This is a genomic window from Paucibacter sp. TC2R-5 (assembly GCF_025717605.1).
GTDB lineage: Bacteria > Pseudomonadota > Gammaproteobacteria > Burkholderiales > Burkholderiaceae_C > Paucibacter_A > Paucibacter_A albus.
The window spans coordinates 60,925-81,143 of record NZ_JAJIRQ010000011.1; the positions used below are offsets into that span (position 1 = coordinate 60,925).

The following is a 20,219-nucleotide window of genomic DNA, read 5'->3' on the forward strand; positions in this document are numbered from 1 at the left end:
AATTGATGATCCGTTCGGTCGACATTCATGTTGCAGTGCAAAAAAACCAACGCAACCACCTGACTGAGGGGGTGCAAATCGAAAACTCGCTGCTACAGTTCGCTTCAGGGAGTTGATTCACAGGTCCCTAGCTTCGCCCGCTGGGCAAAACCAATAGAGAGTGAACTATGTCTAAACTGAATTTTATCGCCGCCGCTGTGCTGGCCGCTTCTTCTTTGTCCGCAAACGCACTGACCCGCGACCTCGGTACGATGGATCCGACCGGTCCTGATAGCAACAGCTTGTCTGTGAAATACAAGACGCTCACTACTTTCAGCGATTCTTGGATCTTCACCATCGGGGCACCTTCGGATGTCTCCTTTGGCGCCCAATCTTCGTTCACTGCACTGGCAAATCAGATTCAGAACTTCTCTGGCGTTTTGACTGGCTATGGCGCGTTGACAAAGACAGTCGACGTCGTGAAAAACCAAGTTAATTTGGGCTGGTCCGGTCAACTGGCTGCTGGCGATTATGAGGTCGTGATTACAGGCAAGACTTTGGTCTCCAACACTTCCTACACTGGCCAAGTTGTGACTACACCAGTTCCTGAGCCAACAACCTACGCCCTGCTGTTGGGTGGTTTGGGTGTTGTCGGCTTCGTGGCTCGTCGCCGTAAGGCTGCCTAATTTTTAGGCAAGTAAACTCATCGGGCCGCAAGGCCTGATTCGCAAAGAGCGCCTTGGTGGCGCTCTTTGTCATTTTTGGGTCAAAAAACCGTCACAAATCCCGAACGCATGCCGGTCGTACTGGATCAACTTGATCACAAGGTGTGCCCAAACTGTCATCGGTCTAAATGGTTCACTCATAGGTCTCACCTATCAAAAGCTTGCTGTGCAATGAGAGGTTCAATTTGAAGTGCAAATTGCCTCAGGGTATGCCCCAGTTCGTGTGAAGAATCACGAACTACACCCCCTAGATGGGGGGGCATCAAAATTAAGTCGCACTGTTAGAGTGGCCTCAAGGGATTTGATTTGCAGTTCCCTGGCCGGCCCAGTCGGGCTTAACTTTCTTGAGGTTGAACCATGAAAAAGCTGAATTTTGTTGCTGCAGCTGTGCTGGCTGCGTCGTCCTTTGCCGCATCTGCGGTTACCACACCGTGGGGTCAGCACGACGCCATCGAATTTGGCACTGGCTCTGCGGTAGGGGCGAATTCGATCATTTCTGATTTCTTTACCTTCACATTGGCCGCGCCTGTATACACAGTGGCCGTTGCTGTCACGAATGACACTGCGCCGCCGACTACATTTGCAAACCTGATTAACGCCTCTTTGACTCTGTGGGACGTAACGAACAACGTCGTGGTAGGTACGGTGAATTTTGATTCGACGGCAGTTACCAAGGATTTTGGCAGCTTGGCTGCTGGTAGCTACAAGTATGCGGTGTCAGCGCAGGTGGCAGCTAATGCAATTGGGGGCTCATACCTTGTGACTTCTTCAGTGACGCCAGTGCCGGAGCCAAGCACCTACGCCCTGCTGTTGGCCGGTCTGGGTGCCATCGGTTTCGTTGCTCACCGCCGCAAGTCTGCCTAATTTTTAGGTCAAGCACGAAGTTGGGCTGCAAAGCCCAGTCTGTAAAGAGCGCCCTGGTGGCGCTCTTTGTCATTTCTGGGGTGGTTTTGCGCTTGGAGCGAGTGCCTACGATGGGCGGCAAATGCGCAATGTCTAAAAACCAGCAGGCATTAGTGACAAAAGTGTGGAACAGCGCACAATTTCTTGTGAAGTCCCCCCGAACAGGGGGAAGGCAGATAGAACTTGGGTCGCTACAGTGCGGAGCAAGGGAGCTAAGACAGGTTCCTGGACCGGCCCAGGGTGGGCGCATTTAATTCTCAAAGAGTAAAGAATGAAAAAATTGAATTTTGTCGCCGCAGCTCTGTTGGCCGTTTCGTCGTTTGCTTCTTCGGCTGCTTCAGTGAATTTGGGCTCCGTTACATTTGACGGCCCAGAGTTCGCCACTTTTGCCAAGGGCAATTTGACTGGCGCGTTCGATCTGTTTTGGACTTTCCAGCTGGATCAAAACTCCAAGGTGTCGTCCAGCGTTACCAGCCAAATTAACGGTATCAAGGATGTTGACTTCACCAGCGTGTACCTGACCGACGGTAGCAACACCGTGGCGGCCTACGAAAACAAGGGTACCGACGCAAGCGAGCAGTGGGTTTTGAATTCGGTCGCACTGAACTCAAACGTGACTTACCAAATCCACACTGTGGGCACCGCTTACAACAAGGCAGGTTTTGCTGGCGAATTGTCGGTCACAGCCGTGCCTGAGCCAACGACCTACGCCCTGCTGTTGGCAGGTCTGGGTGCCGTCGGTTTCGTGGCTCGTCGCCGCAAGGCTGCCTAAATTTTAGGCAAGCCAAGACTTTGGGCCGCAAGGCCCGATATGAAAAGAGCGCCCTGGTGGCGCTCTTTTTTATTTCTGGCAGCTGTTCTGGCCTAAGCACTCAGGCCTTTTGCCGATAGGGCTCCTCAAAGTCCAAAAAGTCCTGCTCTGCCATCGCGTCCTTGACCCATGCGGCCACGGCCGGGTGCTGCTCAATGGCCTGCGCATAGGCCGCAGCCTGCTCGCTCAAGGGCAGGCCGTAGCGTGTGACGCGCATTACCACCGGCGCGAAATAGGCATCGGCAGCGCCAAAGGGGCCAAACAAAAAGGGCCCGCCGCTGGCGGCCAGCGCTTCGCTCCAGAGGGCGTCCATGCGCGCCAGGTCGGCGCGCAAGCCCGGCTCGCTGTTCAGCAGCTTGGCGCCGACTTCGCGCAGATCGGCATCGATATTCATCGGGCATAGGCCGCGCAGCTTGCCAAAGCCTGCATGCATTTCGGCGCACAAGCTGCGGGCACGGGCGCGTTGGCGGGCGTCGCGCGGCCAGATCGCATGCTCGGGGTGCAGGTCGGCGAGGGCTTCGGTGATGGCCAAGGTGTCCCACACGGCGAAACCATCGTCTTCGACCAGCACCGGCACCTTGGCCGTAGGCGTGACCGGCTGCAAGGCGCGGTAAAAGGCCGAATCCGGCGTGAAGTCAAAACGCAGCTTGACCTCTTCGAAGGGGATGCCGAAGGCCTTCAGCAGCACCCAGGGCCGCATGGACCAGGACGAGTAGTTCTTGTTGCCGATCAAGAGTTTCATGCCTTCTCCTCGCAAAAAATTGAGGCCTGAGCATAGCCAAGCAGCGCGGCCTTATGGCTGATGTTTATGCAAGCCAGTGATGCAGCTTGCGCATCAATCAATCAATCCCGCGCGGCGCGCCAAGCTTCCAACCTTGCGCAGCCTTGGCCGGCGCTCAAGTAGTCCGGCAACACGGCGGCCATCGACTGCGGCTTGAGGCCCAAGGTTTCGAGGCCCGGCAACAAGCCGCTGGCCACATTGGCGACTTGCATCGAAGCCAGGTTGTCGCGCGACATCAAGGGCTCGCCCGGCATCATCTCCATCACGACCGCCTGCGCCCAGGCCAGCGGCGCGGGCAGCGCAAAAATCGGCCGCGCGTGTCCGCTGATCTGCCCGGCAAGGCCGGCGATTTGCGCCAGGCTCAACACTTGCGGACCGGCTAACTCATAGGTCTGACCGATGGTATTGCGGTCTTGCACGCAGGAGACGATCGCTCCGGCCACGTCCTCGACCCAGACCGGCTGAAACTTCACCGCTGCGCCAGCCAAGGGCAGCACAGGAAAAACCGACTGCAGCTTGGCAAACAGATTGACAAACCGGTCCCTGGCCCCGAACACCACCGAGGGGCGCAGGAGCGTCAATTCCAGCTCTGCGCCTTTCAGCACCGCCTCGCCGGCTGCCTTGGAGCGCAAATAGCGAGAGGGTGCAGGGCGGCCGTCATCGCGCAGCCCCAGGGCGCTGACATGGATCAGCCGCCGCACGCCGCTGGCAGCACAAGCCTCGGCCAAGCGGCGTGGCAAGTCCACATGGGCGCGCTCGAACTGCGCCTCGCTGCCCTGCAAAATCGCGATCAGATTGATCACGACATCATGGCCGGACAGCAGGCCTTCGAGCTGGCCGGGCTCGTGCACATCGGCCTGCAACACCGTCAGGCCGGGCAGGCCTTGAATGGTTTGCGCGTGGGCCAAACGCCGGGTCGGCACGGTGATGCGCGCCCGCCCGCCGTAAGCGCGGGTGAGCTGCTCACACAGGCTGCGCCCGATGAAGCCGCTGCCCCCCAGAATCAGGATGTTCGGATTGCTCGTGTTCATCATCGTCATTGCTGTTCTTCCGGGGTGATGGTGGGGCTGGCGTCGCGGGGGCCGATGGGTGGGCCCAGGCGCTTGCGCAGGCTGGCATTGTCCAAGCCCAGTACCTGGGCATAGAGGGCCGAATTGGTCAGCACTTTTTTGACATAGTCGCGGGTCTCGTTGAAGGGGATGTTCTCGGCCCAAACTGCGGCCTCCAGAACACTGCCTTCGCGCCAGCGTCGGGGCCGTCCGGGCCCGGCGTTATATGCAGCAGCCGCCATGGCCATGGAGCCGCCAAAGTCATCCAGCACCAACTTCAGGTAGCTGGCACCAATCTTGATATTGAAGTCGCGGTCCATCATGTATTCGGGCCGGAACTCGGCCCCGATCTTTTTGGCCGTCCAGCGTGCGGTGGCCGGCATCACCTGCATCAGACCCGATGCACCGACATGCGAGCGCGCATCCATCACAAAGCGCGACTCCTGCCTGACCAGGCCGTAGACATAGGCCGGGTCAACCCCGACCTCGCGCGACTTGGCCAGCAGCTGTTGGCGGTGCGGCGTCGGGAAGCGCTGCGCCATGTCGATCTCCAGGCGGCTGCGCTCGCTGGTGTTGATGCAGCGGTCCCAAATTTCGCGATCGCAGGCCTCTTGCGCGGCGGCACGCAACTCGCGGTCGCTCATGCGCATGAGGCTGAAGTTCCATTCCCTGACGCCTTCATTGCGCAGACCCAAATCAATCAAGAGCAAGGCGCTGTTCAAGCCGGCATGGGCTTGCGCTTGCTTGCGTTCCGCCGCCGTCAAGGGGCTGGGTGCGGCGGGCAGTGGCAGGGTCAGGCCGAGTTCCTCGCCGGCCAAGCGGCCATAAAAAGTCAAGGGCGACACGGTGGCCAGCAGCAGGCCGCGCGCTTCGGCGCGGATCGCCTCTCCAGGCGCTCCGTCGGCCGCACTGGCCAGCAGCGCCCGCGCCCGCCAGAACTGCCAGGTGGGGTCGGCCTGATCGGCGGGGCTCATCTTGCCGATGACCTGCAGCACCTGCGGCCAATCACCGGCGCGCATGGCGGCTCGGGCCGCCCAGGCCATGGTTTCGCTGCTCCATTCGGGTTGGGGCTGTTTGTGTTTGGCCTGCTGTTTGAACGCACGCTCAAAATATTCGTTAGCTTCTGGCTGCAGTTTGAAGGCAGCTTGGCGGCCAATTTGCGCCCAGGCCCAGGCGGCCAAATCATGCGGCAGCTCGGCCTCCCAGCGCCCACGCATCAAGTCGGCCGCTTGGGCCGGGTCATTGGCCGCCACGCGCATCAAGGCCAAGGTCGCCAGCTCGGTGTGGGTGCGTGCGCCGCCCTTGGCTTTGCGGTTGATGAAGCGGGCCGGGTTGTCTTGCAACTCGGCCAAGGCCAGCTCGACCGGCTTGCCCAGCAGTCCGGCAGCTTGTTTGGCCGCGCGCGGGCGCAGCGCCTCGACGCTCAGGCGCAGCTTCAGCCACACATCGGCAGGGCTGAATTGCTTGGCTTCAAGCAGGGTAGAGGCCAGCAACTGGCAGCCATCGTCGCCTTCGCGCTGCGCAATCCAAGCCGCCCGCGCTGGCTCGGCCACATTGCGCCCGTTCAGGTGCTCGACCAGCAAGGCATAGCAAGCGACCTCGCGGTCATCGCGCATCTGAAAACGGGGGTGATCAATGGCAAAGTTTTTCCAGTCCCGCCTGCGCCCAAGCTCCAGCAACCAGTCATTGCGCAGCCTGTCCTCGACATAGCTACCCGGCCAGCGCGCATAAAAAGCCGTCACCTCGGGCTGGCTGACTTCGCCCAGGCGCAGACCCAGCTCCCAATAGGCGATCCAGGGTGCCAGCGGATGGCGCTGCGCCTGTGCGACTTCGTTGATGGCGGCCAAGCGCTTGCGATCTTTGCGGCGCTGTGCGTCGTGGGCTTCAAGGACTAAATCGGGTTGGGCGGTCTGGGCTGCCGCTGCCGTCGTTTGCGTCTGGGCGCGTGCAGGCGCGCCCATTGCCAATGCCAGGGCCAAGGCCGTTGCACCTAACGCTCCATATACTGCTGAGAAATTCCGCTTGCGCATCAAAGGGTACCGTGTCCAGTTTTCAATCAATATCTTCATCGCTTCCGCATGAGCGCCCGGCTTTGCGGACTCACTTGCTGGCCCAGCGAGCCGCCTGGGCCGCCACCCCCGCAGCGCATGCCGCTGCCGGCAGTTTGGGGCAACAGCTGCGCCGTTTGCTGGAGCAACTGGAGCCGCAGTGCCTGGGTTTGTTTTGGCCGCTTGAGGGGGAATTTAACGCAGCCGAGCACTTGGCGTCCTTGTTGGGCTCAGGAAACCTCGGCTTGCACGAAGAATCTTTGCCGATTGCAGCCCAGGATGATGATGAGGACGAGGGGGAAGACTCGCCGCCTGAGCCCATGCAATGGGCCTTGCCCTACGCCTACAAGGCCCCGCGCCGCATGGACTACCGGCGCTGGGACGGCAGCACGCCGACCGTTCAAGACGAGTGCGGTATAGGCAGTAGCAAGGGCGCGGTGCTGGTGCCCGACTTGGTGCTGGTGCCCTGCGTGGGCTTCACCCGCGAGGGCTACAGGCTCGGCTATGGCGGCGGTTATTACGACCGCTGGCTGGCCGCGCATCCCGGCGTCACCAGCATTGGTTTGGCTTGGTCCTTCAGTGAATGTCATTTTGCGGCCGAGCCGCATGACCAGCCGCTGACACTGATTCTGACTGAGCGCGAAACCATTTCGCCCTAGGGTAAGGTTTCGCCAATATCGATGCGCGCCTGTGCCGCCTGGGTCAGCAGCCAGTCATTGAACATCAGCACCTCTGGTCGGGTCTTGCTGTGGCGGGACAGCAGCAGCCAATAGGCGATGGGGCTGCTCATGCGGCCGGCCGGGCCGAAGGGCTCGATCAAATCGCCGCGCTGCAGCTGCTCGCTGACCAGTGCGACCCGCGCCAGCGCCACCGCTTGCCCGCCTAAAGCCGCTTGAACTTGCTGGTAGGTGAAGTTCAGATACATCCAGCGGCGCGGCTGCAAGTCGGCCGCGCCATGCTCGCGCAACCAGCGCCGCCAGCCGAGAAACTCTGCCGTCGGGCGTTGGTCATCCTCTTCGGCCAGGGTGTAGTGGGCCAGATCGGCAGGCTGACGCAGCGGTGGGCGCTCGCCCTGGTCGCCTTGGGCCGACAGCCAGCGGCTGACCACCGGCGTCAGCGTCTCGCCGAACAAGCGCTCAGCTCCTGGCGGCATATTGCCGGCCGCCGTATAGCGCAGCGCGATGTCGAACTCGCTGTCGTCCAGCTCTATCACCTGATCGTTGGCTGAGACGCGGATGTCGATGTCTGGATGCTCGCGCTGGAAGGCCTCTAACCTCGGAATCAACCAAAGCGAGGCAAAGGAGGCAAAGGTTGTCACGTTGACGACCCGGCGGCCGCGCGCCTGGCGCAGCTGGCGCACCGTTTGGTCAATCCGCTCCAGTGCGGCGATGGTGCTTGCTTGCAAGGCGGCGCCGTCGCTGGTCAGCTCGACATGGCGGGTGCCGCGCAGAAACAGGCTGAAGCCGAGTTCTTCTTCGAGCGAACGGATCTGCCGGCTGATCGCCGACTGAGTCAAAAACAACTCATCGGCCGCGCCGCGAAAGCTCAGGAGGCGGGCCACCGCCTCGAAGGCGCGCAAGGAGCCTACGGAGAGCGGTCGTTGGCGGGTCGGTTTTTGATGCGGGACGGCGGGCGCTTGATTCATGCGTGAATGGTATCAATCCCGTGCGCCCATCTCATTGGACCTGCCGCCAGGCTGTCTCTAGTATTCAGGCCCATAGACGGCGCCGATTGCGCGGTCAACTGGAGGTAAATGAATGATGAGCTATCCGCAAGCATTGTGGGCCTTGGCGCCGGGCGAGGCCATGAGTCTGGACATCGGCCCAGGTGCCCGTGAACTGGCCGTTGCCCAAGGGCGTGTGTGGCTGACGCAGCAGGGCCGGGCGCAGGCGCCGGCCGAGGATCTGTGGCTGGAGGCTGGCCAAAGCGTGGCGCTCGCGTCCGGCAGCCGGGTCGTGCTTGAAGCTTGGCCGCAAGCCGCCTTTCAATTGCTGGTGCCGCCGGGGGCTTGTCGGCCTAATCAGCCGCCTTGTAAATCAGCACCTTGAGCGAGCGGTCTTCTGAGATGTCTGCAAACGCCGGCGGGTTGGCCACGCGCCCTACAAAAGCCAGCTGGGGCGCAAGCTCCAGCATTTGATCCAGCAAAAAGGCCAGGCCCAGCTTGGGTGTGTTCAGGCAAAGCATGGCGTGGCCGCCCGGCGCCAGCAGATTGGGCAGGCGACGCAGCAAGCGGGCGTAGTCCTTGGTGGCGACAAAGCTGCCTTTTTGAAAGCTGGGCGGATCGAGAATGATCAAGTCATAGGGGCCGCTGCGGCTGATCTTGCCCCAGGAATTGAAGATGTCATGGGCCAGAAAACTGGCCCGTGCGGGTTTGCCGTCGAGCCCGTTGATTTGGTGATTTTGGCGGCCGATATTGAGCGCGCCACTGCTCATGTCCACATTGACGACACTGCCGGCCCCCGCTTGCAAGGCCACCACCGAAAAGGCGCAGGTGTAGGCGAACAGGTTCAGTACCTTGATGCCGGGTCGACTCTGCGCATGTTCGCGCACCCAGCGCCGCCCGCCGGCCATATCGAGAAACAGGCCGTGGTTTTGCCCCTTCAGCAGATGCACTTGATAGCGCGAGTCTTGCTCGGATACGAGATGCGGCTCAGGCACGCTGCCGCTGAGCAGCCGCGTTTCGCTGCGGCCTTCATCCCGGTATTGATAGACCAAGTCTAGCGGTCGGTCAGGTGCCAGGTCTTGCCAGCGCGCCGTCAGGGCCGCGTGGATGAGCTTCAAGTCATCTTCCGACGCAGGCTCAAAACTGGTCAATAGAAAGACCGGTGGGAAGGCGTCCAGCGCCCATTGCTCGCAGCCCGGGAAGCGGGCACCGCGACCGTGGAAGATGCGCTGGGCGTCAAGGGGGAGGCCCATCGTGGCGATGGCGCTCAGCAAGGCTTGCATAGAGGCGGGACCGGGTGAAAGTGAGAATCAAGCTTGGCGCTTGGTCGCCATTTTCGACCCTGGCTTTGCTGTGCCGGTCTTTGGCTTGGACTTGGACTTTTTCGGCGGCTTCTTTGCCGTGGCGGCGCGCAATGCCGCGCCCAGGGCCAAGCGGCCCCAAGCATCCATCAGTGCGGGCGACTCCATCGCCTCCTCCGGCGCGACGAAATAGTTCAGGCGCATGACTTGACCCTCGCGCTCGTACTGAAACGGCGCGCAGCCGGCGGCCTCGAACAGAGGGCGGGTTTGCGCATCGGCTTTCAGATAGAGCTGGTCGAAGGCAATGATGGCGATAAAGAAGTCGCCGGCGTAAATGCCCCAGCCGCCGAACATGCGGCGGCTGCGCAAGGGCCCCAGCGGCGCCAGCAACTCCATGCAGTGATCAAGTAATTCTTTGCTTGCCATGGCTCAAATATAGGGTCTCAACGAAGTTGGCCGCCCTATGGTCTGCCCACACAATCGGGGTAGCCGCCAGCAGAGCTACTTGGAAAGCTGGCCCGCAGTTTCTTTGTTGGGAGGAATTGTCCGTGGATATGAATGACCGCGCCGCCTTGCGCCACAAACTGATTCAGGCGCGCCTGGATCTGCCAAATCGTTTGGAACTGGCCGAGTATTTGCAGGAGGTTTTGCGCGTTTGGCTTTTGCGCCGAACCGAGTTGACCATTGGTGCTTACTGGCCGATCAAGGGTGAGTTTGACCCCTTGCCGGCACTCTACCGCTGGGGCGAGGATCATCCGGAACGCAGGATTGGCTTGCCGGTGGTGGACAAGGCCCTGGGCACGCTGCGCTTTCATGTCTGGTACCCCGGTTGCCCGATGGAGGAGGATGCTTACGGCATCCCCAAGCCGAAAGACACCGAGGTCTTTGAGCCCCAACTTTTGCTGGTGCCTTGCGTGGGCTTTGGCCCTTGCGGCCTGCGGCTGGGTTATGGCGGCGGCTTTATGGACCGCACCTTGGCGGCCTTGCAGCCGCGCCCGGCCACGGCCGGCATTGGCTATGCGCATGGCTTTCAGCCCATGTTGAAGGCCGAAGCCCATGACGTACCGCTGGACGCCATGCTGACCGAGGAAGGTGTGGTGTGGGACTGCAATGGTTGAGAATGCAGGCATGACTACTTACGCACAACACCTGAGCCAGCTGCAAGCCCAAGCCGAAAGCGCCCTGGCGCGCACCGGCTTTGACGCTTTGCTGATCGCCTCCGGCATCGAGAAATACGCGTTCCTGGATGACCGCCCCTATCTCTTTCAAGCCAACCCGCATTTCAAGCATTGGCTGCCGCTGAGCAATCATCCGAACAGCTGGATCGTGGTGCGCCCCGGCCACAAGCCTCGCGTCGTCTACTACCAGCCCGATGATTACTGGCATGTGCCGCCAAGCAGCCCGACCGGCGAGTGGGTCGATGCGGTTGAGTTGATCATCATCAGCCGCGCCGAGGAAGCGGCAGCGCATTTGCAACTGCCCGGGCGCCTAGCCATCATTGGCGAAGCGGATGCGCGCCTGGCCGGGGTGGAGCCCAATAATCCGCAAGACTTGCTGAACCTGCTGCATTACCAGCGCGCACGCAAGAATGGCTATGAGCTGGACCAGATGCGTGCCGCCTCACGCCGCGCCGCGCCCGCGCATCTGGCCGCACGTGATGCTTTTCTGGCCGGCGCGTCCGAGGCCGAGATTCACCGCGCCTATCTTGTCGCTGCGGGCCACACCGACCGCGATCTGCCCTACGGCAATATCGTCGCGTTGAACGAGCATTGCGCCGTGCTGCATTACCAGTACCAGGATGTGCAGCGGCCGGCCGAGAGTCGCTCTTTCCTGATTGACGCTGGCGCTCAGGTCAATGGTTATGCCTCGGACATCACGCGCACTTGGAGCCAGGGTGGCGACGCCGACTTTGACGCCCTGCTCGCGGCGATGGAGGCTGCGCAGCTGGCGCTGGTGGACGAGGTGCGCGACGGGGTCGACTACCGCGACATCCATCTCAGCACGCACCGCCATCTGGCCGGCATTCTGCAGGCGCAAGGCATCGTCAAGATGAGTGTGGAGGCCATGCTTGAGCAAGGCGTGACGTCCATCTTCATGCCACACGGTATTGGCCATTTGCTGGGCCTGCAGGTGCACGACATCGGCGGTTTCATGGCCGATGAATTTGGCCAGCTTGCGCCCAAGCCCGAGGGCCACCCCTATCTGCGTCTGACCCGCAAGCTGCAGGCCGGCATGGTGGTGACGATAGAGCCGGGTCTGTATTTCATCCCGACGCTGTTGCGTCAGCTGCGCGCCGGCCCTGCGGCGGCGGTCAATTGGCCCTTGGTCGAGCACCTCAGTCGCTTCGGCGGCATACGCATCGAAGATGATGTGGTCTGCCGGGCAGAAGGCGGGCCGGAGAATATGACGCGGGAGGCCTTCGCTGCGCTTTGACCAAGAAAAAAGCCGCTGCAGCCTGAAAAGGCGCAGCGGCTTTATTTGGCTAAGCTCGCTTAGAAGCGCATGCCCAAGCCAACGCCGACCAGCAGCGGATCAACCTTGAATTCACCGATGTCTGTACCCTTGGAGTAGACGGTAGTCTTGATCTGGACCTTCTTGAGGTCCACGTTCAGGTACAAATTCTTGGCAACTTCAATGTCGGCGCCGATCTGTGCCGACAGGCCCCAGCTGTTGTGCTTCAAGCCCAGGCCCAGAGGTGCGACGTTGGCGTCAAACTGCACGTCCGAGATATTGGTGTAGTTCACACCCAGGCCAACATAGGGGCGGAACATGCTGGTTGGGCTGAAGTGGTACTGCGCGCTCAGTGTCGGGGGCAGATGCTTGAAGCTGCCGATCTTGCCCACGCCGGTGACGGACAGGTCTTGCTTTTGCGGGTAAGTCAGGATCAGCTCAACGGCGACATTGGGGTTGATGAAGTAGCTGATGTCCAACTCAGGCAGCCACTTGTCGTTGATCGAAGCTTCGGCAGGCTTGCCAACAACGCTGGTCAAGGTGGAGCTCAGCTTGGAGCTATTGTCATTGGCCGATTGCAGATGCACGGCGCGCACGCGCACCAACCAAGGGCCTTCTTGTGTGGTCTGGGCTTGAGCCGAGAAGCTGGCCAAGCCCATAGCAGCGGTTGCACAGACGCCAGCGATTGCAGCAGCAAAATTCTTGTTCATTGATCTACTTTCAAAAAGCCGGGAATAGCCCCGATGAAAGAGATTGGAATGCTGCTGAGGGGGTAAACCCTTGATCTAACGCAAAGTCAAAAAAGCCCTCGCGAGGAGGGCTGGGGGCATTTGACTTAACTCAAGAAACTTGGCCGAGCCTGAGGCGTTTACACAACTCCAAGGTCAAGCCTGACTGATTGAGCGTATAGAAATGGATGCCGGGCGCGCCGCCGGCGATCAGGCGTTCGCACACGCGCGTCATCACGTCCAGGCCAAAGGCGCGGATGGAGGCCGCATCGTCCATATAGCCTTCCATCTTCAGCGCCACCCAGCGGGGGATTTCGATGCCGTCACGGGCCGCGAACTGCGCGATACGGGCATAGTTATGGAAGGGCATGATGCCGGGCACGATGGGCGCCGTCACACCGAGTTTGCGCACCTCGTCAACGAAGTTGAAGTAAGCATCCGGGTTGAAGAAGAACTGCGTGATTGCCGAGTTGGCGCCGGCTGCCATCTTGTCGGCGAAGTGCTGCAAGTCCTTGGCGGCATAGCGTTGCTGCGGGTGGTACTCTGGGTAGGCGGCGACCTCGATCTGCCAGTCGGCCCCTTGTGTCTCGCGGATGAAAGCAACCAATTCGGACGCATAACGGAACTCGCCTGCGGTAGCGGTGCCGCTGGGTAGGTCGCCGCGCAGGGCGACCACGCGGCGAATGTTCTGCGCGCGGTAGGTGGCCAGGATTTCGGCGATGTTTTCGCGTGTGGAGCCCACGCAGGACAGATGAGGCGCGGCCTCGAAGCCGGCGCGGGCAATGTCCATCACCGTGCTGAGCGTCTTGTCGCGCGTCGAGCCGCCGGCGCCGTAGGTGACGCTGAAGTAATGCGGATTCAAGACGCTGAGGTCTTGCACCACGGCCTTGAGCTTCTCGGTCCCGACCGGCGTATTGGGCGGGAAGAACTCGAAACTGACAGGGGTGGATGATGTTGTTGTGCTGCTCATGGCGTGTCTTTCACTGTTCCCGGCGCTTGTGCCCAGAGGAAGAATTCTTTATTGCCATCACCGCCGGTGATGGCGCTCTCAAAATAGCCCAGGACCTTCCAGCCCAGGTCTTTGGCGGCATTGCGGGCCTGCGTTTCCAGCAAGGGGTATTGCTTGGCGTCTTTGATCAGGCCGCCACGCGCCAGAGCTTTCTTGCCCAACTCGAATTGCGGTTTGACCAGCAGCAAGACCTGACCCTCGGGCGCTAACCATGCGGCCAGATGGGGCAGGGCGCCCAGCATCGAGATGAAACTCAAGTCACCAACGATGAGCTCAAAGCCGCCTGCCGGCGCGTGCTCGGTCAAGGCCGAGCCGGCCAGTTCGCGCACATGCAGCTGCTCCAGCGCCACCACCTGTGGGTGATTGCGCAAGGTTTCGTGTAACTGGCTGTGGCCGACATCAACGCCGACCACCTTGGCAGCACCCGCCTTGAGCAGGCAGTCGCTGAAGCCGCCGGTGCTTTGGCCCATGTCCAGCACGCACAGGCCGCTCACATCCAGGGCGCTGTGTTTCAGCGCCCCTTCGAGCTTGAGCCCGCCGCGCGACACAAAGCGCAACTCCGCGTCATCGTTGACTCGCAAGTCGCCATGCTCGTTGAGATCCTCACCCGCTTTGCGGATCGCCTGCCAGCCCGCCGGCCCCTGCCATTCGGCCGCACCCGCCGCAATCAGGCGAGCGGCGGCCGAGCGGGTTGGCGCCAGGCCTTTTGAAACTAACAGTTGATCAGCTCGCATAGTTATTCGATTCTCACGGGGCGTAGCGAGCGGTGCTCAGGCTAGGCGGACGGAGCACAGGAACCGGAACGTACTTCCTGTACGTGAGGATTCCGCGCACCGCCCAACGACGCCTGAGCGCCGCGCAGTAGCCCTCAGGCTATCAGTAGCGGTAGGTGTCTTGCTTGTAGGGACCAGCCTTGGGCACCCCGATATACGCCGCCTGCTCATCCGTCAGTTCCGACAGTTGGGCATTCAGCGTTGTCAGCTGCAAGCGTGCCACCTTCTCGTCCAGGTGTTTGGGCAGCACATAAACCTTGCCGATGTCATAGGCGTCCTTGTGCGCAAACAACTCGATCTGAGCGATCGTCTGATTCGCGAAGCTCGATGACATCACATAGCTTGGGTGGCCGGTGCCGCAGCCCAGGTTCACCAAACGGCCCTTGGCCAGCAAAATGATGCGCTTGCCGTCCGGGAAGATCACGTGATCGACCTGCGGCTTGATCTCTTCCCACTCGTACTGCTCCAGCGACGCGACTTCGATCTCGTTGTCGAAGTGGCCGATGTTCGAGACGATGGCGTTGTGCTTCATCGCCAGCATATGCTCGTGACGGATCACGTTCTTGTTGCCGGTGGTGGTGACGAAGATGTCGGCCTTGTCGGCCGCGTATTCCATCGTCACGACACGGAAGCCTTCCATCGCCGCTTGCAGCGCGCAGATCGGGTCGATCTCGGTCACCCAGACTTGCGCCGAAAGCGCGCGCATTGCCTGCGCCGAGCCCTTGCCTACATCGCCGTAACCGGCGATCACGGCGACCTTGCCGGCGATCATCACGTCGGTGGCGCGCTTGATGCCGTCCACCAGCGACTCGCGGCAGCCATAGAGGTTGTCGAACTTGCTCTTGGTGACCGAGTCATTGACGTTGATGGCGCGGAACAGCAGCTCGCCCTTGACCGACATTTCCTGCAGGCGGTGCACGCCGGTGGTGGTCTCTTCGGTCACGCCGAGGATTTCGGCGCTCTTGCGGGTGTACCAGGTGCCGTCGACGGCGATCTTGGCCTTGATGGACGCGAACAGCACGCGCTCTTCTTCGCTGCCCGGCTTGTCCAGGACGCTCAGATCCTTCTCGGCCTTTTGGCCCAGGTGCATCAAGAGCGTTGCGTCGCCGCCGTCGTCCAGAATCATGTTCGGGCCTTCGCCGGGAGTTCCCTTGGCGCCGAAGTCAAAAATGCGGTGCGTGTAGTCCCAGTAGTCGGCCAGCGTCTCGCCCTTGTAGGCAAACACCGGCGTGCCGGCGGCGACCAAGGCGGCGGCGGCCTGGTCTTGGGTCGAGTAGATATTGCACGAAGCCCAGCGCACTTCGGCGCCCAGCGCCTGCAGTGTTTCCACCAGCACGGCGGTCTGGATGGTCATGTGCAGCGAGCCGGTGATGCGCGCGCCCTTGAGTGGCTGAGTCGTCGCGTATTCCTTGCGGATCGCCATCAGCGCGGGCATTTCGCACTCGGCGATATTCATTTCCTTGCGGCCCCAGGCGGCAAGGCTCAGGTCGGCAATATGGTATTGGTCTTTGGACAAGGTGGTGGCAGTCATTGCGAGCTCCTTCATGCAATCTATGAAGCCGCTGCTGTCACCGTATGAGGGATTGCCCAAGCCCGAGGTGGGACTTGGCAAGCGTTCACCCACGCGAAAACGTCAGCGGGTGAGCGCAGTTGCAGGTTCTGCGGGCTTGGCAGCCCATGGTGCAAAACTTTTCCGAGCCTGGCCTGGGTTGTTGAGAACTCAGGTTGCAACGCTCCTCGGAACAGCGGCAATTCTAGCCGCATGCGGTATTTCAATGCGCGGAACAGGGCCAAGATTACGGACAATCGCGCTTATGCAGCCTTTCAGCCTTTGCCCGCCCCAGCGCCTGCGCCATTTGCGCGGCGTCCTGACCGATATCGATGACACGCTGACGGCCCATGGTGAGATTGCGCCGGCCGCATTGGCATCCTTGCAAGCCTTGCATGACTCCGGCGTGCCGGTGATTGCCATAACGGGCAGGCCAAGCGGCTGGAGTGAGCCCTTTGCCTTGGCTTGGCCGCTGCTTGCCATCGTGGCGGAGAACGGCGCCGTGATGCTGCGCCGAGATGAACATGGCCTGTTGCAGCGCGAGTTCAGTCAAGCTGATGAGCGGGTTCGCGAGGCTAATTTCGAGCGCTTGCAGGCCTGTGCGGCCGATGTGCTGCAGCGCGTGCCAGGGGCATGCCTGGCCACCGACTCGGCCGGCCGCCTGACCGATATCGCCGTCGACCACAGCGAGTTCGCACAGTTGGATGCGGCACAGATTGCGGCCGTCTGCGCCGTGATGCGCGCACATGGCTTGGTGGCCACCGTCAGCTCCATCCATATCAATGGTTGGATTGGCGAGCACAACAAATTGTCGGCAGCCATTTGGGCCGTGCCGGCTTTGTTGGGTGAGGCTTTTGATCCCGAACGCTGGCTCTACATTGGCGACTCAGCGAACGATCAGCTGATGTTCGAGCGCTTGCCGCTCACGGTTGGGGTCGCCAATATCGCGCAGTGGGCGCCCCGCTTGCAGCATCTGCCCCTCTACGTGACGCAGGCCGAGCGGGGCGAAGGGTTTGCCGAATTGGCGCAGGCATTGCTTCGGGCCCGAGGCAGTGCTTAAGGCAGACTTGCACCCAAGAACAGAGCCATTCTTTGCAGCTCAATCTCCAAGGCTTGGCGTAGCGCCTTGTCGGGCGGCGGGTGGCTTTCGGCATAGCCGAAGTCGCTGATCAATTGGCCACTCTGGACCGACAGATTCCCCCAGCCCAGTACTTGGCCGCGCCACAACATCGGCAGCGCGTAATAGCCCAGCTTGCGTTTGGCGGCGGGGGTGTAAGCTTCAAAACGATAGGCCCAGCCCCAAAACAACTCGAAGCGCAAACGGTCCCAAACGACGGGGTCAAACGGCGCCAGCAAGCGCAGCTCGTCATCGAGGCGCCAGCGCTTGGCTGCGGGGTTTTCGCCTTCGGGCCAGAACCATCGGATGCCGTCGATTTCGGCATTAGGTAGGGTCTGCCGTGCGAGGCTCAAAGCGCGTTTGATCTCGGCACCAAGATGCGGGGCGCCGTAGCCCAACAAGCTGCACAGCTGACCCAGGCTGCGCGAGGGCAGGGGCGCGTACTTGGCCAGTACCAGTTGCAGCAAGGCATGGGCCTTGGCTTGTGGGCTGCGCTCGTCTGGGGTGTGAGTCACCGCCGCATAGATGCGCTGACCGGCTTCGCGACGCTGCACCCGCAACATGCTGCGGTAATGCATGCCGTCTAGCAAATGGGTGGTGGTGCTGCTGCTGCCGCCCCAGGCATTGCGGGTGCTGCCGAGGTCGAAATGCGCCTGGATGTCGCGCGGATGGCTGGGCCCGCGGCTGCTGACAAAGCTTTGCAGGGCTTGGGCGTGGCCTTGCGTCTTGCTGTCCCAGGCGCGGCGGGCCACGCGAGGGTGCATCAGCTGCAAATGTTCCCGCGGCAGAAACCCGTAGTTGACGAGGCAATCCTCTTCAATCGCGAGCTGGCTATAGCGGCGCTCAAGGTCGCCGGCCCGGTAGTCTTTGACGCGCAAACGCAGGGTCAGGTCTTGTGCACGAGCCGGGGCGCGTATCGGATCGGCCTGCACAAAGCCCAGGCGTTTGATGGCGCCCGGCAAGGTCGTTGGGGTGAACAGGCTGCGAGCGACGGCGTAGCGGCACAGGTCTTCGAGCGCGATGGGGCGGCTGGTCATTTTGCTAGTGTGCAACACCACACTAAATTGGATCGGGCTCGCGAGTGTCTGTTCCCATGTCAGCGCCCAAATTTGCCGCCCGGGCGCTGCGTTGCTCATGCGTGTCCATCTGCATTTCGAAACTGAAAAAGCAGTTGCGTCCGCGTGATTTGGCGGTGTAGAGCGCATCATCCGCGCGTCGCAGCAGGCCTTCGACCGTGGTGGATTGGTCGGGGATGCAGGTCGTGATGCCGCCCGACACGCTGACATGGGGCGCCACGGCTGACTTGGGGTGTTGAATCGCCGTCAGCGCCAAGGTGCGCAGCACGGCGCGAGCAAAGGTCATCGCACCGGAGCGAGGTGTGCCTGGCAGGATCAAGGCAAATTCTTCGCCGCCATAACGGGCCGCATAGTCGCGCGGGCGCCGGCAAGTTTCTTGCAAAAGGCGGGCAACGCGCTGCAGGCAAGCATCGCCTTCGACATGCCCAAGGCTGTCATTGAAATCTTTGAAATAGTCGATGTCACACAGCACCAGCGTCAGCGTCTGCTTGTCGCGCTGGGCGGCGAGGATTTCTTGCTGCAGCCGGGCATCAAAGGCGCGCCGGTTCGGCAGGCCGGTCAGGGCGTCTTCATGGCTGAGTCGGGTCAGTTGTTCGTTGGCAAAGCGAAGCTCGTCAGACAATTCGAGCAGCCGCGTCTGCATGCGGCGCAGGCGCTGCATGGCGCGCAACTTGGCCTGCAGCACGGTGGCCGACACGGGCTTGATCAGATAGTCATCACCGCCCGACTCGATGCCTTGCCAAAGATCTTGATCCTTGTCGCGGCTGGACAGGAAGATGATGGGCGTCCAGCCGCCCGCTTCCACCGCCCGCATTTGGCTGGCGACCCAGTAGCCGTCATGCCCGGGCATTTCTACGTCGAGCAAGACCAGGTCAGGCGACTCAGCTTGAAACAAGGTCAAGGCTTGATCGCTCGAGCCGGCCTCCAGCACCTGGTGGCCGGCGGCCTGCAACTGCGCCGAAAGAATGCGCCGCGCTGTCGCCTGGTCATCGACCACCAAGACCCGCAAGGCGGGCAGGGAGGAGGCTTGCAGCAGTTCTGACATGGTGCTTGTTCGGGTTTTGGGCCGGCGGGGCGAATGAAATTATGCGGTTTGCAGCCGCGCCGTCTAGCGGGTTTCCGAGTAGAAGTGGGCAACCGGCAGGGGGGTGCCGGGCGCATAGTGCTACAGAATTTGGCGGCGCTGCCGATGACGCAGAGGAACGCCGGGCTTTTCAGCCAGGCGTCCTCTTGTTTGCTAATCGGCACAGGGCAGGGCGGCGGCGCACTGCGAAAAACCATGATCAACTCCACCCTCCTCGAAGCCAAGGTCTTGCTGCTTGAGCATGACCCGGAGCAATACCAGGTTCTGACCGACTTTTGCCAGGAAATCGGTCTGATTGCACTGCCGCGCTCGGCCAGTGACGCTTTGGCCACGCTGGGCAAGCACAAGGACTTGGGCGGCGTGCTGCTCGCCGACAACCTGCCTTGTGATCAGGGCGACGCCTTGCAACTGGCCTGTGCTATTCACAAGCTACGCCCCGAGTTGCCGATTTTTCTGCGACGCAGCAGCGAGCGCGAGTTGAGCGCTGCGGAGCAACTGGCCGTTTGCCAGAACTGGAACACCGGCGACACCGACACCTTGCGCGCCGCCATCGACCACGCGATTTTCAGCCTCAGCTACCCGCGCAGCCTGGTGCAAGGCATCGCCGAGCTGACCTGTTCATCGCTGGTGGCGATGTTCCCCAATGCGCAGGTGGTGGCCGAGTCGCCCTATGTGGTTCATGACCGCATCATTCACGGTGAGGTGTCCACGCTGATCCCGATCGAGAGCACCTGGTGCCGCGGCTACATGATGCTGCAAACCGAGGAGAACGCGCTGCGCCAAGGCTTGATTCAGGGCTTCAGCTATGAAGGCGTGGGCGGGGACCTGAACTTCCGCGAGCTCAACAATATGTTGGGCGAAACGACGAATCTGATCTGGGGCGCGTTCAAAAATCGCTATATCCCGCCGCAGGAGCTGAGCAAACAGCAAACGCAAGTGCCCATTGTCATCAACCACCAGCACAAATACATCTCCTTCGGCTCGCAAGATCCGCAGCTCTGTTTGCGCTACCAGCTGTCCGACCCGGCGCGGCCGGGGATGCCACCGTTGGTGATCGTGCAGCGAGTGATCTTCAATCTGCATTGGTCGCCGGAGGAATTTGCGGATTTCGAGGCGCATGCGGTGAAGGCCGGGCCGACGGGCGAGTTGGATCTGTTTTGAAATCAAGAGCC

The 20,219-nt window shown here is 61.3% G+C and carries 20 protein-coding genes, 1 pseudogene and 1 riboswitch; of the genes and pseudogenes, 9 read left to right on the plus strand and 12 right to left on the minus strand.

Annotated elements, in window-relative coordinates:
• The first annotated feature begins 167 nt into the window (after nucleotides 1-167).
• From LNV08_RS21510 to LNV08_RS21520, 3 genes and pseudogenes are all read left to right on the plus strand, one after another.
• Nucleotides 168-665, plus strand: a complete 498-nt coding sequence (locus tag LNV08_RS21510; protein WP_263535796.1) for an FxDxF family PEP-CTERM protein — start codon at nucleotides 168-170, stop codon at nucleotides 663-665.
• 429 nt (nucleotides 666-1,094) lie between these two features.
• A pseudogene (locus tag LNV08_RS21515) lies at nucleotides 1,095-1,568 on the plus strand (FxDxF family PEP-CTERM protein); the annotation flags it as partial.
• A 310-nt stretch (nucleotides 1,569-1,878) separates the two neighbouring features.
• Nucleotides 1,879-2,379, plus strand: coding sequence for an FxDxF family PEP-CTERM protein (locus LNV08_RS21520; RefSeq protein ID WP_263535798.1), 501 nt, complete (start codon nucleotides 1,879-1,881; stop codon nucleotides 2,377-2,379).
• 100 nt (nucleotides 2,380-2,479) lie between these two features.
• Here LNV08_RS21520 and LNV08_RS21525 read toward each other — a convergent pair whose 3' ends face one another.
• The 3 genes from LNV08_RS21525 to LNV08_RS21535 form a co-directional block, all read right to left on the minus strand.
• Nucleotides 2,480-3,160: a glutathione S-transferase family protein gene (locus LNV08_RS21525; protein ID WP_263535799.1), complete on the minus strand. Its 681-nt coding sequence runs from the start codon at nucleotides 3,158-3,160 to the stop codon at nucleotides 2,480-2,482.
• A 101-nt stretch (nucleotides 3,161-3,261) separates the two neighbouring features.
• A complete protein-coding gene (locus tag LNV08_RS21530) occupies nucleotides 3,262-4,239 on the minus strand; it encodes a complex I NDUFA9 subunit family protein (RefSeq protein ID WP_263535800.1) in 978 nt (325 codons plus the stop codon).
• Nucleotides 4,236-6,227, minus strand: a complete 1,992-nt coding sequence (locus LNV08_RS21535; protein WP_263535801.1) for a lytic transglycosylase domain-containing protein — start codon at nucleotides 6,225-6,227, stop codon at nucleotides 4,236-4,238. The genes LNV08_RS21530 and LNV08_RS21535 overlap by 4 nt, the downstream gene beginning before the upstream one ends.
• 113 nt (nucleotides 6,228-6,340) lie before the next feature.
• Between LNV08_RS21535 and LNV08_RS21540 the strand changes: the two genes are divergently transcribed.
• Nucleotides 6,341-6,955 (plus strand): 5-formyltetrahydrofolate cyclo-ligase, encoded by a 615-nt coding sequence (locus LNV08_RS21540; RefSeq protein WP_263535802.1) that lies wholly within the window; start codon nucleotides 6,341-6,343, stop codon nucleotides 6,953-6,955.
• Here the strand turns inward: LNV08_RS21540 and LNV08_RS21545 are convergent.
• Complete coding sequence (locus tag LNV08_RS21545) at nucleotides 6,952-7,941, minus strand: LysR substrate-binding domain-containing protein (protein WP_263535803.1); 990 nt, start codon at nucleotides 7,939-7,941, stop codon at nucleotides 6,952-6,954. The two genes, LNV08_RS21540 and LNV08_RS21545, sit on opposite strands and share 4 nt — an antisense overlap.
• 112 nt (nucleotides 7,942-8,053) lie before the next feature.
• On the opposite strand from LNV08_RS21545, the gene LNV08_RS21550 reads away from it, so the two are divergent.
• On the plus strand, nucleotides 8,054-8,344 hold the full coding sequence (locus LNV08_RS21550) for a DUF2917 domain-containing protein (RefSeq protein ID WP_263535804.1): 291 nt from the start codon (nucleotides 8,054-8,056) through the stop codon (nucleotides 8,342-8,344).
• Here the strand turns inward: LNV08_RS21550 and LNV08_RS21555 are convergent.
• Both LNV08_RS21555 and LNV08_RS21560 read right to left on the minus strand, forming a co-directional pair.
• The gene (locus LNV08_RS21555; protein WP_263535805.1) at nucleotides 8,313-9,242 is read right to left on the minus strand and encodes a class I SAM-dependent methyltransferase; all 930 of its coding nucleotides are present in this window, start codon (nucleotides 9,240-9,242) and stop codon (nucleotides 8,313-8,315) included. The genes LNV08_RS21550 and LNV08_RS21555 overlap by 32 nt on opposite strands.
• Before the next feature lie 27 nt (nucleotides 9,243-9,269).
• Nucleotides 9,270-9,686, minus strand: a complete 417-nt coding sequence (locus LNV08_RS21560) for a TfoX/Sxy family protein (RefSeq protein WP_263535806.1) — start codon at nucleotides 9,684-9,686, stop codon at nucleotides 9,270-9,272.
• A gap of 128 nt (nucleotides 9,687-9,814) precedes the next feature.
• Between LNV08_RS21560 and LNV08_RS21565 the strand changes: the two genes are divergently transcribed.
• Together LNV08_RS21565 and pepQ are read left to right on the plus strand one after the other, a co-directional pair.
• Entirely contained in the window at nucleotides 9,815-10,378 is a 564-nt protein-coding gene (locus LNV08_RS21565) for a 5-formyltetrahydrofolate cyclo-ligase (protein WP_263535831.1), read from the plus strand.
• A 10-nt stretch (nucleotides 10,379-10,388) separates the two neighbouring features.
• Entirely contained in the window at nucleotides 10,389-11,693 is a 1,305-nt protein-coding gene (gene pepQ / locus LNV08_RS21570) for a Xaa-Pro dipeptidase (RefSeq protein WP_263535807.1), read from the plus strand.
• 59 nt (nucleotides 11,694-11,752) lie between these two features.
• Here pepQ and LNV08_RS21575 read toward each other — a convergent pair whose 3' ends face one another.
• The 4 genes from LNV08_RS21575 to ahcY form a co-directional block, all read right to left on the minus strand.
• The gene (locus LNV08_RS21575) at nucleotides 11,753-12,421 is read right to left on the minus strand and encodes an OmpW/AlkL family protein (RefSeq protein WP_263535808.1); all 669 of its coding nucleotides are present in this window, start codon (nucleotides 12,419-12,421) and stop codon (nucleotides 11,753-11,755) included.
• 130 nt (nucleotides 12,422-12,551) lie between these two features.
• Nucleotides 12,552-13,409 carry a methylenetetrahydrofolate reductase [NAD(P)H] gene (metF, locus tag LNV08_RS21580; protein ID WP_263535809.1) on the minus strand — a complete coding sequence of 286 codons (858 nt, stop codon included), beginning with the start codon at nucleotides 13,407-13,409 and terminating at the stop codon, nucleotides 12,552-12,554.
• Complete coding sequence (locus tag LNV08_RS21585) at nucleotides 13,406-14,182, minus strand: TlyA family RNA methyltransferase (protein ID WP_263535810.1); 777 nt, start codon at nucleotides 14,180-14,182, stop codon at nucleotides 13,406-13,408. Before LNV08_RS21585 ends, metF begins: the two co-directional genes overlap by 4 nt.
• 142 nt (nucleotides 14,183-14,324) lie before the next feature.
• A complete protein-coding gene (gene ahcY, locus LNV08_RS21590) occupies nucleotides 14,325-15,752 on the minus strand; it encodes an adenosylhomocysteinase (protein WP_263535811.1) in 1,428 nt (475 codons plus the stop codon).
• Nucleotides 15,753-15,856: 104 nt separating this feature from the next.
• Nucleotides 15,857-15,966: riboswitch (S-adenosyl-L-homocysteine riboswitch) on the minus strand.
• A gap of 69 nt (nucleotides 15,967-16,035) precedes the next feature.
• On the opposite strand from ahcY, the gene LNV08_RS21595 reads away from it, so the two are divergent.
• On the plus strand, nucleotides 16,036-16,830 hold the full coding sequence (locus LNV08_RS21595; RefSeq protein ID WP_263535812.1) for an HAD-IIB family hydrolase: 795 nt from the start codon (nucleotides 16,036-16,038) through the stop codon (nucleotides 16,828-16,830).
• Here LNV08_RS21595 and LNV08_RS21600 read toward each other — a convergent pair.
• Entirely contained in the window at nucleotides 16,827-17,924 is a 1,098-nt protein-coding gene (locus tag LNV08_RS21600) for a DNA glycosylase AlkZ-like family protein (RefSeq protein ID WP_263535813.1), read from the minus strand. The two genes, LNV08_RS21595 and LNV08_RS21600, sit on opposite strands and share 4 nt — an antisense overlap.
• A gap of 22 nt (nucleotides 17,925-17,946) precedes the next feature.
• Nucleotides 17,947-19,008 carry a diguanylate cyclase domain-containing protein gene (locus tag LNV08_RS21605; RefSeq protein WP_263535814.1) on the minus strand — a complete coding sequence of 354 codons (1,062 nt, stop codon included), beginning with the start codon at nucleotides 19,006-19,008 and terminating at the stop codon, nucleotides 17,947-17,949.
• 234 nt (nucleotides 19,009-19,242) lie between these two features.
• Between LNV08_RS21605 and LNV08_RS21610 the strand changes: the two genes are divergently transcribed.
• Nucleotides 19,243-20,208, plus strand: coding sequence for a chemotaxis protein CheX (locus LNV08_RS21610; RefSeq protein WP_263535815.1), 966 nt, complete (start codon nucleotides 19,243-19,245; stop codon nucleotides 20,206-20,208).
• Nucleotides 20,209-20,219: the final 11 nt, after the last annotated feature.

What these genes read in the sequence shown, in the direction of transcription:
- LNV08_RS21595 (WP_263535812.1), top strand. Translation starts at nt 16,036, where the DNA reads ATGCAGCCTTTCAGCCTTTGCCCGCCCCAGCGCCTGCGCCATTTGCGC.
- LNV08_RS21550 (WP_263535804.1), top strand. Translation starts at nt 8,054, where the DNA reads ATGATGAGCTATCCGCAAGCATTGTGGGCCTTGGCGCCGGGCGAGGCC.
- LNV08_RS21525 (WP_263535799.1), bottom strand. Translation starts at nt 3,160, where the DNA reads ATGAAACTCTTGATCGGCAACAAGAACTACTCGTCCTGGTCCATGCGG.
- LNV08_RS21575 (WP_263535808.1), bottom strand. Translation starts at nt 12,421, where the DNA reads ATGAACAAGAATTTTGCTGCTGCAATCGCTGGCGTCTGTGCAACCGCT.
- ahcY (WP_263535811.1), bottom strand. Translation starts at nt 15,752, where the DNA reads ATGACTGCCACCACCTTGTCCAAAGACCAATACCATATTGCCGACCTG.
- pepQ (WP_263535807.1), top strand. Translation starts at nt 10,389, where the DNA reads ATGACTACTTACGCACAACACCTGAGCCAGCTGCAAGCCCAAGCCGAA.
- LNV08_RS21555 (WP_263535805.1), bottom strand. Translation starts at nt 9,242, where the DNA reads ATGCAAGCCTTGCTGAGCGCCATCGCCACGATGGGCCTCCCCCTTGAC.
- LNV08_RS21605 (WP_263535814.1), bottom strand. Translation starts at nt 19,008, where the DNA reads ATGTCAGAACTGCTGCAAGCCTCCTCCCTGCCCGCCTTGCGGGTCTTG.
- metF (WP_263535809.1), bottom strand. Translation starts at nt 13,409, where the DNA reads ATGAGCAGCACAACAACATCATCCACCCCTGTCAGTTTCGAGTTCTTC.
- LNV08_RS21510 (WP_263535796.1), top strand. Translation starts at nt 168, where the DNA reads ATGTCTAAACTGAATTTTATCGCCGCCGCTGTGCTGGCCGCTTCTTCT.
- LNV08_RS21520 (WP_263535798.1), top strand. Translation starts at nt 1,879, where the DNA reads ATGAAAAAATTGAATTTTGTCGCCGCAGCTCTGTTGGCCGTTTCGTCG.
- LNV08_RS21610 (WP_263535815.1), top strand. Translation starts at nt 19,243, where the DNA reads ATGATCAACTCCACCCTCCTCGAAGCCAAGGTCTTGCTGCTTGAGCAT.
- LNV08_RS21600 (WP_263535813.1), bottom strand. Translation starts at nt 17,924, where the DNA reads ATGACCAGCCGCCCCATCGCGCTCGAAGACCTGTGCCGCTACGCCGTC.
- LNV08_RS21585 (WP_263535810.1), bottom strand. Translation starts at nt 14,182, where the DNA reads ATGCGAGCTGATCAACTGTTAGTTTCAAAAGGCCTGGCGCCAACCCGC.
- LNV08_RS21530 (WP_263535800.1), bottom strand. Translation starts at nt 4,239, where the DNA reads ATGACGATGATGAACACGAGCAATCCGAACATCCTGATTCTGGGGGGC.
- LNV08_RS21545 (WP_263535803.1), bottom strand. Translation starts at nt 7,941, where the DNA reads ATGAATCAAGCGCCCGCCGTCCCGCATCAAAAACCGACCCGCCAACGA.
- LNV08_RS21560 (WP_263535806.1), bottom strand. Translation starts at nt 9,686, where the DNA reads ATGGCAAGCAAAGAATTACTTGATCACTGCATGGAGTTGCTGGCGCCG.
- LNV08_RS21565 (WP_263535831.1), top strand. Translation starts at nt 9,815, where the DNA reads ATGAATGACCGCGCCGCCTTGCGCCACAAACTGATTCAGGCGCGCCTG.